The organism is Pseudomonas sp. B21-040 (assembly GCF_024748695.1).
In the GTDB taxonomy this organism is placed as follows: Bacteria; Pseudomonadota; Gammaproteobacteria; order Pseudomonadales; family Pseudomonadaceae; genus Aquipseudomonas.
In genome coordinates, this window is sequence record NZ_CP087176.1 from 333,174 (window position 1) to 348,292 (window position 15,119).

The 15,119-nt window shown below is 58.3% G+C and carries 11 protein-coding genes; 3 read left to right on the forward strand and 8 right to left on the reverse strand.

From position 1 onward, the window contains the following. Positions 1 to 318: 318 nt before the first annotated feature. The 7 genes from ntrC to glnA form a co-directional block, all read right to left on the reverse strand. Entirely contained in the window at positions 319 to 1,755 is a 1,437-nt protein-coding gene (gene ntrC, locus LOY55_RS01575) for a nitrogen regulation protein NR(I) (RefSeq protein WP_046031231.1), read from the reverse strand. Next, positions 1,752 to 2,837 (reverse strand): nitrogen regulation protein NR(II), encoded by a 1,086-nt coding sequence (gene glnL / locus LOY55_RS01580; protein ID WP_046031230.1) that lies wholly within the window; start codon positions 2,835 to 2,837, stop codon positions 1,752 to 1,754. Before glnL ends, ntrC begins: the two co-directional genes overlap by 4 nt. A gap of 230 nt (positions 2,838 to 3,067) precedes the next feature. After that, positions 3,068 to 3,688: a DUF4124 domain-containing protein gene (locus LOY55_RS01585; protein ID WP_223524251.1), complete on the reverse strand. Its 621-nt coding sequence runs from the start codon at positions 3,686 to 3,688 to the stop codon at positions 3,068 to 3,070. Beyond that, positions 3,685 to 4,191 carry a DUF4124 domain-containing protein gene (locus tag LOY55_RS01590; protein WP_109785346.1) on the reverse strand — a complete coding sequence of 169 codons (507 nt, stop codon included), beginning with the start codon at positions 4,189 to 4,191 and terminating at the stop codon, positions 3,685 to 3,687. The genes LOY55_RS01585 and LOY55_RS01590 overlap by 4 nt, the downstream gene beginning before the upstream one ends. 25 nt (positions 4,192 to 4,216) lie before the next feature. Next, on the reverse strand, positions 4,217 to 4,639 hold the full coding sequence (locus tag LOY55_RS01595; protein ID WP_109785347.1) for a cupin domain-containing protein: 423 nt from the start codon (positions 4,637 to 4,639) through the stop codon (positions 4,217 to 4,219). A 231-nt stretch (positions 4,640 to 4,870) separates the two neighbouring features. Beyond that, positions 4,871 to 6,289: an IS1182 family transposase gene (locus LOY55_RS01600; protein ID WP_223525272.1), complete on the reverse strand. Its 1,419-nt coding sequence runs from the start codon at positions 6,287 to 6,289 to the stop codon at positions 4,871 to 4,873. Positions 6,290 to 6,416: 127 nt separating this feature from the next. After that, entirely contained in the window at positions 6,417 to 7,823 is a 1,407-nt protein-coding gene (gene glnA, locus LOY55_RS01605) for a glutamate--ammonia ligase (protein WP_046031226.1), read from the reverse strand. A gap of 330 nt (positions 7,824 to 8,153) precedes the next feature. Here glnA and thiI point away from each other — a divergent pair, with 330 nt between their 5' ends. Beyond that, positions 8,154 to 9,608 carry a tRNA uracil 4-sulfurtransferase ThiI gene (thiI, locus tag LOY55_RS01610; RefSeq protein WP_046031225.1) on the forward strand — a complete coding sequence of 485 codons (1,455 nt, stop codon included), beginning with the start codon at positions 8,154 to 8,156 and terminating at the stop codon, positions 9,606 to 9,608. A 139-nt stretch (positions 9,609 to 9,747) separates the two neighbouring features. Continuing rightward, positions 9,748 to 11,568 (forward strand): translational GTPase TypA, encoded by a 1,821-nt coding sequence (gene typA, locus LOY55_RS01615; protein WP_007949013.1) that lies wholly within the window; start codon positions 9,748 to 9,750, stop codon positions 11,566 to 11,568. Between the two features lie 338 nt (positions 11,569 to 11,906). Here typA and LOY55_RS01620 read toward each other — a convergent pair whose 3' ends face one another. Next, complete coding sequence (locus LOY55_RS01620) at positions 11,907 to 12,347, reverse strand: YkgJ family cysteine cluster protein (RefSeq protein WP_090473876.1); 441 nt, start codon at positions 12,345 to 12,347, stop codon at positions 11,907 to 11,909. 258 nt (positions 12,348 to 12,605) lie between these two features. Between LOY55_RS01620 and LOY55_RS01625 the strand changes: the two genes are divergently transcribed. Beyond that, positions 12,606 to 15,056, forward strand: coding sequence for a glycogen/starch/alpha-glucan phosphorylase (locus tag LOY55_RS01625; RefSeq protein WP_046031223.1), 2,451 nt, complete (start codon positions 12,606 to 12,608; stop codon positions 15,054 to 15,056). Positions 15,057 to 15,119: the final 63 nt, after the last annotated feature.

A 15,119-nucleotide genomic window follows, 5' to 3' on the forward strand; every position in this document is an offset into this window, starting at 1 on the left:
AATGGACTATTGCAGGGGGCGTGCCAGGTTTTAACAATTTGGTACAGAAAGCCGTCCTTGAACGCGCAAAGCCCCGTATTTCGGGGCTTTCGTGTTTTTTCGAGTGGGGTTCAATTGCGAAAAAATGCGAGGTTGTGAATCAGTCTTTGTGCGCGATTGCGGTTCACGGTGCATTCAGTCGGTGCACTCTGACCCCAAAAGCATCGCGGGCAAGCGTTGCTCCTACCGGTCATGCGCAATGTCAAAATTGGCGTATGACCGGTAGGAGCAAGGCTTGCCCGCGATTGGATGTAACAGTCAGTGAAGAACTAAAGCTGCTTAGCCCTCATCCCCCTCGTCATCATCCCCACCATCAACCTTCATTCCCAATTCCTTGATCTTGCGCGTCAGGGTATTGCGACCCCAGCCCAGCAAAACGGCAGCATCGCGGCGGCGACCGGCGGTGTGTTTGAGCGCGGTTTCGATCATGATCCGTTCGAAGGCCGGCACGGCGCTGTCGAGCAGGCTTGACTGACCACGCGCCAGCGCCTGATCGGCCCACTGGCGAAGCGCTTGCTCCCAGTTGGTCACCGGCGCCGAATCTTGCGGCAGGCTCAGCAATTCCGGCGGCAGGTCGCTGATGTGCACTTCGCGACCGGAGGCCATCACCGTAATCCAGCGGCAGGTGTTCTCCAGCTGGCGCACGTTGCCGCCCCACGGCAGGTTTTTCAGGTATTCCTCGGTTTCGCTTTTCAGCAGCTTCGGCTCGACCGCCAGTTCTTGCGCGGCGCGGCTGAGGAAGTGCTTGGCCAGCGTCGGGATGTCTTCACGACGGTCCGACAGGCGCGGAATGTGGATGCGGATCACGTTGAGGCGATGGAACAAGTCCTCACGGAATTTCCCGGCATGCACCAGGGTTTCCAGATTCTGGTGAGTCGCGGCGATGATTCGCACATCGACCTTCACCGGCACATGACCGCCCACGCGATAGAACTCGCCGTCGGCCAATACACGCAGCAAGCGCGTCTGGGTGTCGGCCGGCATGTCGCCGATTTCATCAAGGAACAGCGTGCCGCCGTCAGCCTGCTCGAAACGGCCGCGACGCAAGTTGGCCGCGCCGGTGAACGCGCCTTTCTCGTGGCCGAACAGCTCTGATTCCATCAAGTCTTTTGGAATGGCCGCCATGTTCAGCGCGATAAACGGCGAGGCGGCCCGTGGGCTGTGGCGGTGCAGCGCGTGGGCTACCAGTTCTTTACCGGTACCGGATTCGCCATTGATCAACACGGTGATGTTGGAGTGGCTCAAGCGCCCGATGGCGCGAAACACTTCCTGCATGGCCGGCGCTTCACCGATGATTTCCGGGGTACGCGTCAGGGTTGGCGCGACTTCCAGGCCTTGCTGTTCCTGGGCGTGCTGATTGGCGCGCTTGACCAGGGAGACGGCTTCATCGACATCGAATGGCTTGGGCAGGTACTCAAAAGCGCCACCCTGATAGGACGCGACAGCGCTGTCCAGATCAGAGTGAGCCGTCATGATGATCACCGGCAGCCGTGGATGTTGCTCGCGGATCCGTGCCAGCAGGTCCAGGCCACTGGCACCCGGCATGCGGATGTCAGAGATGATCACATCCGGCTGCTGGCGCGCCAGGCGACTCATCACGCCATCGGCACTGTCAAAGCTTTGCGTAGTCATGCCTTCCTGTTGCAAGGCTTTTTCCAGGACCCAACGGATAGAACGGTCGTCATCGACGATCCACACGGTTTCACTACGGCTCATGTCGATGTGGCTCCTTGTTCCAGTGGCAGAAAGATCGAGAAAGTGGTGTGGCCTGGGTGGCTGTCACATTCGATCAAGCCCTGGTGCTGGCTGATGATGTTCTGGGTAATGGCCAGCCCCAGCCCGGTACCGTCCGGACGACCGCTGACCATGGGAAAGAAAATGGTTTCCTGAAGTTCCACAGGAATGCCCGGACCGTTGTCGATGATCTCGATCTTGGTCACCAGGCGATGGCGCACGTGGCCGATGGTGAACTGGCGCATGGCGCGGGTGCGCAGGCTGATGCGACCCAGGCGCAGTTCGTTCTGGCTGCTGATGGCCTGCATCGCGTTGCGCACGATGTTCAGGACGGCCTGAATCATTTGTTCGCGGTCGATCAACACGTCGGGAATGCTCGGGTCGTAGTCGCGCACCAAGGTGATGCAACCCTGGCTTTCCGCTTCCACCAGATGACACACGCGTTCCAGCACTTCGTGGACGTTGCACATGGCCAGCGAGGGCAGCTTGTTCGAGCCGAGCATGCGGTCGACGAGGTTTCGCAGGCGATCGGCTTCTTCAATGATGACGTTGGTGTAGTCGCGCAGGCTTTCTTCCGGCAGTTCGCGGGCGAGCAATTGCGCCGCGCCGCGAATCCCGCCCAGCGGGTTCTTGATCTCGTGAGCGAGGCCGCGCACCAGCATCTTGCTGGTTTCCTGCTTCGACAACTGCGCCTCTTCCTTGGTGATGCGCAACAAGCGATCACGCGGGTGGACTTCCAGCAACAGCAGGGTGGCGCCGTTGGCCAGGATCGGCGTTACGGCGTAGTCGACGGTCAATGTCTGGCCGGTGAGGGCGGTGAGCATCGCTTCGCGCTTGGTAAAGGGGTGCGCCTGCTCGACGGCCTGGCGCAGGGAATTCAACGCTTCGGTGGATTCGGTGAACAACTCGCTGATGAACTGCCCATGGCTACGCTGGCCGCTGATGGCCAGCAGCATCTCCGCCGCCGGGTTCATGTACTCAAGGCGCAGTTCGGCGTCGAGCAGGATGGTGGCAGTGGTGAGGTTGTCGAGTAGCAAACGGTGTAGTGCGTCGCTAATGGTCATCGGGACCTCTTCTGGGGCGGAGCGTGCGCACGAAACAAGCGCTGATGCGGGGAAAATGCAAAAACCAAACCAAGGCTCCGAAAAGAAGCGTTTAACCCCTGAAACGGACGTTTGAAGCTCGTTTGCGTGGCGTTCTGCCAGCTTTCGCGGGTACTTTCGAACCAAAATGGGTTGCGATGTGGGAACGGTGCAACCTATTGCACCAATATAGTGCGCAAACCTGAACGGCGTTAGAACAAACGCAAGAACGGATTTTTTTCTTCTGCCGGTTTGTCTTTGAGCGGGCATTCCGGTCGTTGACCGTAGTCGGTGAGGGTGCAGGGTTTGACCTGGCGTTTTTGCGCGAGGGAGGTTCGCTGCATGTGAAATGGCTGGTTAGCCGTGCGTTCGACAGTACGGCCTTGCTCATCGAGGATTTCCACGGACAGGTTGTGCGTGCCGCGATCGATATTGCTCAGTGGGAATACCGGGCTGAAGCCGGGTTCGGCAGTGGGTTGGCCATCAAGCAGCAGCCGGTAGCGATGACCCGGTTGCAGGCCGGGTTCGTTGGTGACGCTGACAATGATTTCGCCGGCACTGCTACGGATCGTCGCGTCCGGTTCGGGCACCAGTATGCGCAGCATGTCGTAGTGAAAAAGCGGCTGTTCTTCGGGCGGGTTCGCCGCCAACAACGGCTGTGCAGCGGTAGGGTGGGCGGCCATGCGGTTGCTGGTTGCCAGCGGCACACGTTTGGCGTTGCCGTGCGTCGGCTGGTCGGTGAAGGTGCGGTTGCCTTGGGCGTCGATGTAAGTGAACACCTCGGCCGACACAGGAAGGGCGATCAGCCAGGCCGCCAGCAGCCACCGACTCATGACTTATGCACCCTTTGTACGGTGAGCGTCACGGTCGGACTTTGCTGAAGCACGGTCTCTCCATTGAGTACCTGCACCGCCAGGCGGTGTTCGCCACGGTCGATGTTCACCAGCTGCAGGATCGGCACGTTGCTGGGTTGGCCGTAGGGTTGACCGTCCAGCAGCAGCCTCAACACATGCGGCGCCTGCAAGCGAGGCTTGATCAACACGGTGACGGTGAACGTGCCGTTGTTGGCGCGCAAGGCCTCGTCGGTGGGCAGGCCGGTCAACTGCAGCACCTCGTAGGCGCTGCGAGGCTGTTCGTCGCGGGTGACGTTCGACGTTGCGGGAGGCGTTTGGCGTTCCACACTATTGAGCGGTGGCAACTCAACCGGCTGCGCCTTGACGCCATCGGGCGGCTGATTGCTGTAAGCGGTGTTGCCGTCGACGTCGGTGTATTTGTAGATCTGGGCCATCACGGGAGAAACGAAAGACAGCAGCAGAAGCATAAAAAATGGCCGCATTCAGACTCCCTGTTAAAGCAAGGACTTACTCCGACAATGGAATACCTTCGCTGCCAGCATAGAACACAATAAGTTCTACCGGTTCATCACCGGTGACCCCTCGATGGGTGATATTGACCATTTCTGCGACGGCTTCGCCTTGTTTGACGCGTCTGGTCTGGCCGCTGTCCTTGCTCTCGATAATCAGCTCGCCGGAGAGGATATAACCCGCATTGGGAATCGCGTGGATGTGCCAGGGCAGTCGGGTGTTGGCCGGTATCTTGAGTTTGAGCACGGTCAGTTCGGGTGCGGCATCCGGGTAACGCATGTAAGGCGAGTTGTCCCACGACTGGCTGCTTTTGAGCAGGATTTCTCGTTCGATTTCTGTCGATTGAGGTTTTGTGGTGCAGCCTAGAAGGGTGAGGGCGGTGAAGGCGGCCAGTAGCGTCTTGAGTGGGAAAGTTTTCATCATTCCATCCATTGATTGCAGGTAGTGAACAGGCTACGAGTCATTCAACTGGGTTGATGCCGGACGATGCTGTGTGTGTGGGAGGAGAAATCGATATTCGTTGTCGGAAGCCGCCCACAAAAAAGGCCTCCCGAACAGACTGTGTGAAAACGCGCTGAAGGCCGGCCCAACAAACGCCCCGACTTGTTCGGGGCGTTTGTTTTGGTGCGGGCGACAGGCGAAAAAAGCCTTTCAGCCCATTAACGCCATCAATTGGCGGGCCCCGAGCACACTAATTGCGCGTTTTAGGTTGTAGGCACTCACTGCCAAGGCCATTTCCGCTCTCGCGCCCTCCAGTTGACGCAACAGGAAGCGAGCATTGCCAAACAGCCATTGCTTCAGGTTGCCGAAGGGGTGCTCAACAATGGATCTTCGGTTGGCCATCATCTGCGGATGGGCCAGCATTCGTTGCTCCATTCGCTCAAAGGCTTCCTCATGGGCGTGGCGTGAGACGTAGCGGCGCTGAGCGCCAGTGCATTGGGATTTGAGCGGGCAGGCGGCGCAGTCGCTGACATCTGCCTGATAGATCCGATCGCCCTTGTGGCGCTGTTTGAGCGTTAACCACTTGCCTGCCGGGCACTGATAACGATCGTGTTCGGCTTCGTAGATAAAGTCTTTGCGCTCAAAAAAGTCCTCACCACCAGGATTGACCGAGCGGTTGGGCGGCACATAAACGGTAATCGCAGCCTCCTCGCAGGCCTGAAACTGCTGGCCGTTGGAGTAGCCGGCATCGGCAGTCACGGTCAGGGCATCTTGTTCCAGCTGTTCTTTGGCGGCTTTAGCCATTGGTTCGAGTTGCTTGCGGTCGTCGCCATCCTGGGTAACCTCATGATGCAGAATCAGGCAATGCTTGGCATCCACGGCGCTCTGCACGTTATAGGACACACGCGGCCCCTTGGGCGTGCGCATCATTCGGGCATCGCTTTCGTGGGTGTTGAACTGCTCCAGGCCCATCGAGTTCATCAGCGCTTGGCAGCTCTGATTGTCCTGCTGGCGAACTTTAAGCTGCACCAGTGCTGTTTTGATCGCGCCGCGATCAATCACCTCTCCCGCATCGAGCCTGTCAGCCTCATCCAGTTCGGCCAGATACTGAGCGATGCGCTTATCCAGTTTTTCTTCCTGACGCTTGAGTTGCTTGAGGTTCATATGGCGCCGCGAGGAAGCGACTGCCTGAAACTTGCTGCCGTCGATGGCCACCAAGTCTCCTGCGATCAGACCGGCCATGCGGCAAAACCGGACGAAGGCACCGCACGTCGCCACAAAGGCGGATTTGTTGTTTTTGCGAAAGTCGGCGATGGTCTTGAAGTCGGGCTTAAGCCGGTTGATCAGCCACATCACTTCGATGTTGCGCTGGCACTCGGCTTCGAGACGCCGCGATGAGCGAATCCGCTGAAAATAGCCATAGAGGTAGAGCTTGAGCTGATCGGCAGGATCATAAGAAGGACGACCTGTGCTTTTGGGCAGCGCTTTATCAAAGCCCAGTTGCACCAGATCCAGCTTGGCGACGTACAGGTCAATAACCCGAACGAGATGATCCTCGGGGATCAGTTCTTCCAGCGAGACCGGGAACAGACTGGTCTGGCTACGGGACTCACCTTGGATGTAAGCCATAACGAAAAATGCTCCGTATCTTTCGATACGGAGCATTTTCTTTGAGCTTTGCGCAGATTGCTAGGTTTTCACACAGTCTGCGAAGGAGGCCTCTTTTTGTCACGCTGCGTGCCGCAGCGCTACCGGATCAGCAGCTGTAGTACAGCTCGTATTCCAGTGGGTGTACGAAGGTACGTACCTTGATTTCTTCTTCGCTTTTCAGGGCGATGTAAGCGTCGATGAAGTCGTCGCTGAAAACGCCGCCTTTGGTCAGGAACGCACGACCTTTGTCCAGTTCTTCCAGGGCTTCTTTCAGGCTACCGCAAACTTGTGGGATCTCTTTCGCCTCTTCAGGCGGCAGGTCGTACAGGTTTTTGTCAGCTGCGTCGCCAGGGTGGATCTTGTTCTGGATGCCGTCCAGGCCAGCCATCAGCAGTGCGGCGAAGCACAGGTACGGGTTGGCAGCCGGATCCGGGAAACGTGCTTCGATACGGCGGGCTTTCGGGCTCGACACGTAAGGAATACGGATCGAAGCGGAACGGTTGCGAGCCGAGTAGGCCAGCATCACTGGAGCTTCGAAGCCTGGAACCAGACGCTTGTAGGAGTTGGTAGCCGGGTTGGTGAAGCCGTTCAGGGCCTTACCGTGCTTGATGATACCGCCGATGAAGTACAGGGCGGTGTCGGACAGGCCGGCATAACCTTCGCCAGCGAAGGTGTTCTTGCCATCTTTCCAGATGGACATGTGTACGTGCATACCCGAGCCGTTGTCGCCGTACAGAGGCTTAGGCATGAAGGTCGCGGTGCGGCCGTAGGCATCGGCAACGTTGTGCACGACGTACTTCAGGGTTTGGGTTTCGTCGGCTTTCTTCACCAGGGTGTTGAACTTGACGCCGATTTCGTTCTGGCCGGCAGTCGCCACTTCGTGGTGGTGAACTTCGACGGTCAGGCCCATTTCTTCCAGTGCGTTGCACATGGAGGTACGGATTTCGTGGTCGTGGTCGAACGGCGGAACCGGGAAATAGCCGCCTTTGACGCCTGGACGGTGGCCTTTGTTGCCGCCTTCGATGTCCTGGTCGGACATCCACGAACCTTGTTCAGAGTAGATCTTGAACATGGAGCCGGAAATGTCGGACTTGAATTTGACCTGGTCGAAGATGAAGAACTCTGGCTCTGGACCAGCGAACACGGTGTCACCGATACCGGTGGCTTTCAGGTGTTCTTCGGCGCGGCGGGCGATCGCACGTGGGTCGCGGTCGTAGCCTTGCATGCTCGAAGGTTCGATGATGTCGCAGACCAGGATCAGGGTCGGCTCTTCGGTGAACGGGTCGAGAACAGCGGTGGAGTCGTCCGGCATCAGGATCATGTCGGAGGCTTCGATGCCTTTCCAGCCAGCGATGGAGGAGCCATCGAACATTTTGCCGACTTCGAAGAAGTCGTCATCCAGCGCGTCGCGAGCCGGCATGGTCACGTGGTGCTGAGTGCCTTTGGTGTCTGTGAAGCGCAGATCAATCCACTTGACGTCATGATCTTTGATGAGTTGAACCGACTTCGACATAGTGTCCTCCGGGTGGCTTCGGGCTTAGTAGTGGATGCCCTTAGAATGTTGGTGATGCCGGCGCGAATACTCTGCCAAGGCAACCTGCCTCACAAGGGAGCAAATTGCATGCCAGTGCCCCACCATGGGTTTTTTGCCCCAAATACACGCTTATAAAGGCGCAAAGGCCCTTTAGGTGGGAAATCCCGCCCTACAATGTAGCGCTGAATTTCACAAATGACCCGTTTTGGTGCGCGCAAAACCTTCTGCACATTAATTGGTTAAACCTTGAGCAATTTCCGCTATAATCCGCGCCCCCCTTTTTCGGCAGGCCATGCGCGCGCTGTTTCCATGAAATTAATCGTAAAAGTCTTCCCTGAGATCACCATCAAGAGCCGCCCGGTACGGATGCGTTTCATCCGCCAATTGGCCAAGAACATCCGTGCCGTGCTCCGCGATCTGGACCCGGCCGTGGTGGTGAACGGCGTGTGGGACAACCTCGAGCTGGAAACCCGCGTCAGCGACCCCAAGGCCCTGAAGGAGATGGGCGAGCGCCTGAGCTGCATGCCGGGCGTCGCGCACTTCCTGCAGATCGATGAGTACCCGCTGGGGGATTTCGACGACATCGTTGAAAAATGCAAGCAGCACTACGGTGATGCGCTGGCCGGCAAGATTTTCTCGGTGCGTTGCAAACGCGCCGGCAAGCACCCATTTAGCTCGATAGATATTGAGAAGTACGTCGGCAGCCAGTTGCGCCGTCAGTGCGGTGCCGCCGGGATTGACCTGAAAAAGCCTGAAATCGAAGTCCGAATCGAAGTTCGCGACCAACGGTTGTTCGTAATCCACAGTCAGCACAACGGCATCGGCGGTTATCCGCTGGGTGCACTGGAACAGACACTTGTGTTGATGTCCGGCGGCTTCGACTCCACCGTGGCGGCCTACCAGATCATGCGTCGCGGCCTGATGGCTCACTTCTGCTTCTTCAATCTGGGCGGAAGGGCCCACGAGCTGGGCGTGATGGAAGTCGCGCACTTCATCTGGAAGAAGTACGGCAGCTCCCAGCGCGTGTTATTTGTCAGTGTGCCGTTCGAGGAAGTACTGGGAGAAATTCTCGGGAAAGTCGATAACAGTCATATGGGTGTAGTTTTGAAGCGTATGATGTTGCGCGCTGCTTCCCGTATTGCTGATCGACTGCAAATCGAAGCGCTGGTGACCGGCGAGGCGATCTCCCAGGTGTCGAGCCAGACTTTGCCGAACCTGAACGTGATCGACTGCGTGACCGAGAAGCTGGTGCTGCGTCCGCTGATCGCCAGTCACAAGCAGGACATCATCGACCTGGCCAACGAAATCGGGACGGCCGACTTCGCCAAGCACATGCCGGAATACTGCGGGGTCATCTCGGTTAATCCGAAGACGGCTGCCAAGCGCCACCGGGTGGAGCACGAAGAGAAAGAATTCGACATGGCGGTGCTCGAGCGTGCGCTCGAAAACGCCAAACTGGTGCCGATCGATCGCGTAATCGACGAATTGGGCCAGGACTTGCAGATTGAAGAAGTCAGCGAAGCGCTGGCGGGGCAAATCGTCATCGACATCCGTCACCCGGATGCCGCTGAGGATGACCCGCTGGACCTCGCTGGCATCGAGGTACAAACGATGCCGTTTTATGCATTGAACGCTCGTTTCAAGGAACTGGACCCTACTCGCCAGTACCTGCTGTATTGCGACAAAGGCGTGATGAGTCGCCTGCATGCCCACCATTTGCTCAGTGAGGGGCATGCCAATGTGCGCGTTTATCGACCGAGCTAAGAGCCCGGGGCTGTATGCCTGTGGCCTGCGTCACCGGCCCCCCGACTCTGCCGTCAAGCTGTAACGGCAAGGCCTGACTCTACTGTAAATCGCTGCCAAGACTTGTCAGCACACCGAATCCTCTGATCGAGATACACAAGTGATCGAAAATCTACGCAACATCGCCATCATTGCTCACGTTGACCATGGTAAAACCACCCTGGTAGACAAACTCTTGCGTCAATCCGGCACCCTGGAGCGCAACGAGCTCAACGACGAGCGCGTGATGGACTCCAACGACCAGGAGAAAGAGCGCGGTATTACCATTCTGGCGAAAAACACCGCCATCAACTGGAACGGCTACCACATCAACATCGTGGACACCCCGGGCCACGCCGACTTCGGCGGTGAAGTTGAACGCGTAATGTCGATGGTTGACTCCGTTCTGCTGCTGGTTGACGCTCAAGACGGCCCTATGCCGCAAACCCGTTTCGTGACCAAGAAGGCTTTCGAAGCCGGCCTGCGTCCAATCGTGGTCATCAACAAGGTTGACCGTCCAGGCGCGCGTCCGGACTGGGTTCTGGACCAGATCTTCGACCTGTTCGACAACCTGGGTGCTACCGAAGAACAGCTGGACTTCAAAGTCGTCTACGCCTCGGCCCTGAACGGTATTGCTGGTCTTGACCACACCGCCATGGCTGAAGACATGACCCCGCTGTACCAGTCGATCGTCGACGATGTACCAGCACCGAAAGTCGACCGTGACGGTCCGTTCCAGATGCAGATCTCCGCTCTGGACTACAACAGCTTCCTGGGTGTTATCGGCGTTGGCCGTATCGCTCGTGGTCGCGTCAAGCCGAACACCCCGGTTGTGGCAATCGATGCCGACGGCAAGCGCCGTAACGGTCGTATCCTGAAGCTGATGGGTCACCACGGTCTGCACCGCATCGACGTTGAAGAAGCAGCTGCCGGCGACATCGTCTGCGTTAGCGGCTTCGACCAACTGTTCATCTCCGACACTCTGTGCGACCCACTGAACGTTGAAGCGATGAAGCCGTTGACCGTTGACGAGCCAACCGTTTCGATGACCTTCCAGGTTAACGACTCGCCGTTCTGCGGCCGTGAAGGCAAGTTCGTGACCAGCCGTAACATCAAGGAACGTCTGGACAAAGAGCTGCTGTACAACGTTGCTCTGCGCGTTGAAGAAGGCGACTCGGCTGACAAGTTCAAAGTGTCCGGCCGTGGTGAGCTGCACCTCTCGGTACTGATCGAAACCATGCGTCGCGAAGGCTTCGAAATGGGTGTTGGTCGTCCGGAAGTGATCATCCGTATGGTTGACGGCGTCAAGCACGAACCGTACGAAAACGTGACCATCGACCTGCCGGAAGAATCCCAGGGCGCGATCATGGAGCAAATGGGCCTGCGTAAAGGCGACCTGACCAACATGGTTCCGGATGGCAAGGGCCGTGTGCGCCTTGAGTACAACATCCCGGCTCGTGGCTTGATCGGTTTCCGTAACGAGTTCCTGACCCTGACCTCCGGTGGCGGCATCCTGACCTCGATCTTCGACCGTTACGACGTGATGAAGTCCGGCGACATGTCCGGCCGTCAGAACGGCGTGCTGGTATCGGTTGCTACCGGTAAGGCTCTGACTTACTCGCTGGAAACCCTGCAGGCGCGTGGCAAGTTGTTCGTAGAACACGGCCAGGACATCTATGAAGGTCAAATCGTTGGCTTGAACAGCCGCGACAACGACCTGGGTGTTAACCCGACTAAAGGCAAGAAGCTCGACAACATGCGTGCTTCGGGTAAAGACGAAACCATCGCACTGGTTCCGCCTGTCAAGTTCACTCTGGAGCAAGCTCTGGAGTTCGTACAAGAAGACGAACTGTGTGAAGTCACTCCTAAGTCCATCCGTCTTCGCAAGAAGATCCTGGGCGAAAGCGAGCGTACCCGCGCTGCGAAGAAGTCCGGTAACTAAGTCATTTAGTTAGCTGGCAAAAAAACGCCCCCGACCGCAAGGTCGGGGGCGTTTTTGTTTGTCTGGCTATAGCAGCTGCCGAGCTTGCGAGGCTGCGTTCGGCTGCGCAGCTGTCGTGAAATCAAACGCTGCGGTGCATCATTTCGACCTTGTCCCCGGACTGCGACTGCTGCGCAGCCGAACGCAGCCTCGCTGAGGCTCGACAGCTGCTACGGGGGATTGATCGTTCCCACGCTCTGCGTGGGAATGCCTCTATGGACGCTCCGCGTCCGCTTTAGTGCGGGGAGCGTCTCGGGCTACATTCCCACGCCGAGCGTGGGAATGCTCATGCGAAGGGGTTAAAACTTCTCGAGGGGCCGGCGACTGCTGCTGGTCTCGCGCGCCACTTCCTTGGGCTTGTAGGCGCAATACCCCGGGCGCGGCCCGATTTTCGGGTGGTTGCGGCACGTGTCAGGGCGCTTTTCATAAATAGTGCACAGACGGCTCTTACGATCCAGGTACAGGCAATCGTTGTTGCTCATGCGCTGGAGGGTAAAGATCTCGGTTTTCTGGCTGTAGCGCTCGACGATCCCTTCCTTCTGCAGGCGCTTGGCGATGTTTTTCGCCGGCTCGCCGCGCTCGAATTCGTCGACGATACCGATGCGGATCAGATCCTTGATCTTGACCTCGACCGGCAGCGTGCAGCAGCTGGACACGCAGGAACCGCACATCGGCGCAGAGTACTTGGCCCAGGTATCGAGGCGATCGATCTCAGCGGCGGCGATCAGGTTGGGCTTCATCATCGGTTGTTACCAGCACGTGCATCAGGGCGCGCGATCATACCGGGACTGGTGGATTTTTGAACAACCTTTCGCCAGATTTTTTTGTATTGCCCAATCGGCACCGTTAATCCGGCACGGCCCCTGCATTGATTCAGGCACACGACAATGTAATGCCGACCGATCTCGCACTCTCAGGAAAAACTGCCGAACCAGAGCCCCCAGCGTCTGTCAGACCGTCTAGGCTCAACAACTCCACGCTCGCTCGAGGTCCTATCGATGACTCAAGAACCACTTGTTCGCGATGCAGAGGTGGCCGCATTCCGCGACGCCGTCTTGACCAAACTCACTTACGCGGTGGGTAAAGACCCGGATCACGCCTTCGACCACGACTGGTTCGAAGCCATCGCCCTGGCGGCACGAGATCACATGGTCGAGCACTGGATGGACCACACCCGGCAGATCTACCGCAAAGGGCAGAAACGGGTTTATTACCTTTCCCTGGAATTTCTTATTGGCCGGCTGCTCTACGACAGCCTGAGCAACCTTGGCCTGCTCGACGTCGCTCGCGAAGCCCTGACCGAACTCGGTGTCGACCTTGAACGCATCCGCCTGCTGGAACCCGATGCGGCGCTGGGCAACGGCGGCCTCGGTCGTCTGGCCGCGTGCTTTATGGAAAGCATGTCGACCCTCGGCATCGCCGGTCATGGTTATGGCATTCGTTACGAGCACGGTTTGTTTCGCCAGGCCATCGTCGACGGCTGGCAGCAGGAGCAGACCGAACACTGGCTGGACTTCGGCAACCCGTGGGAGTTTGAACGGCCAGAGGTTGTGTACCCGATTGGCTTTGGTGGCAGCGTCGAAACCTTCACCGATGAAAACGGCAAGACCAAGCAGGTCTGGACCCCGGTGGAAACCGTCCGCGCCATTGCGTATGACACGCCGGTGGTCGGTTGGCGCGGGGCGAGCGTCAACACGCTGCGTTTGTGGCGCGCCCGGGCCATGGAAGATTTGCACCTGGAACGTTTCAACGCTGGCGACCACTTGGGTGCGGTGGCCGAAGTGGCCCGGGCCGAAAGTATCTCCCGCGTGCTCTACCCGGCGGACAGCACCGAAGCCGGCCAGGAACTGCGTTTGCGTCAGGAATACTTCTTTGTCGCCGCCTCCCTGCAAGACTTGCTGCGCCGCCATCGCAACATGCACACCTCGGTCCTGACCCTGGGCGATCACGCGGCGATCCAGCTCAACGACACCCACCCCTCGATTGCCGTGGCCGAATTGATGCGCCAACTGGTGGATGTCTACGACGTCGCCTGGGATGCGGCGTGGCAGGTTACCGTCGACACGCTTTCCTACACCAACCACACGCTGCTGCCGGAAGCGCTGGAAACCTGGCCAGTCGGCTTGATGGAGCGGATGCTGCCGCGACACATGCAGATCATTTACCTGATCAACGCCCATCACATCGATTCGCTACGTGCCAAAGGCGTGCACGATTTCGACGTGCTGCGCGCTGTGTCGCTGATCGAGGAAGACAACGGTCGGCGTGTGCGCATGGGTAACCTGGCGTTTCTCGGCTCCCACAGCGTCAACGGCGTGTCCGGCCTGCATACGCAATTGATGCGTAAAACGGTGTTCTCCGAACTGCACAAGCTATACCCGAATAGGATCAATAACAAGACCAACGGCATCACCTTCCGCCGCTGGCTGTACCAGGCCAACCCCGAGCTGACGTCGATGATGGTCGATGCCCTCGGCCCTGATTTGCTGGACAACCCCGAAGGGCGCTTGCTTGATCTGGAACCGTTCGCCGAGAAATCCGCGTTCCGCAAGGCGTTCGCGGAGCAGCGGCTGCACAGCAAGAAAGCCCTGGCGCACCTGATTCACGAGCGGCTGGGGGTGGCGGTCAACCCGGCGGCGATGTTCGATGTGCAGGTCAAGCGGATCCACGAATACAAACGCCAGTTGCTCAACCTCATGCACACCGTGGCGTTGTATCAGGCGATTCGGGCGGAACCTGAAATCGACTGGGTACCGCGGGTGAAGATCTTCGCCGGCAAGGCGGCGGCCAGTTATCACCAGGCCAAGCTGATCATCAAACTGACCAATGACATCGCCCGGGTGGTGAACAACGACCCGACGGTGCGCGGCTTGCTCAAAGTGGTGTTCCTGCCCAACTACAACGTCAGCCTGGCGGAGAGCATTATTCCGGCGGCGGATTTGTCGGAGCAGATTTCCACCGCCGGCTTCGAAGCCTCCGGCACCAGCAACATGAAGTTCGGCCTCAACGGTGCATTGACCATCGGCACCCTTGACGGGGCCAACGTGGAAATGTGCGAGCGCATCGGCTCTGAGCACATGTTCATCTTTGGCCTCAGTGCGCAGCAGGTTGAAGCGCGCAAGCAGAACCATGAATTCAATGCGACGCCGGATATCGCCGCGTCTCATCGACTCAATGACGTGTTGCAAGCGATTCGTGGCGGGGTGTTTTCGCCGGATGATCCGTCCCGTTACGCCGGGCTGATCGATTCGCTGGTGGATTACGACCGCTTCCTGGTGTGCGCCGATTTCGATTCTTACTGGAATGCGCAGATGCGCGTCGAAGCCCATTGGCACGACTCCAAGGAATGGTGGCGCTCGGCGGTGCTGAACACGGCGCGGATGGGCTGGTTCTCCTCGGACCGGACCATTCGCGAGTACGCCACGGATATCTGGAAGGCGCTGGAGTAACTTTTAGCAATAATTGCGTGCAAGGCCCGGCGATTGTTGGGCCTGATCGATATACTAAGCGCC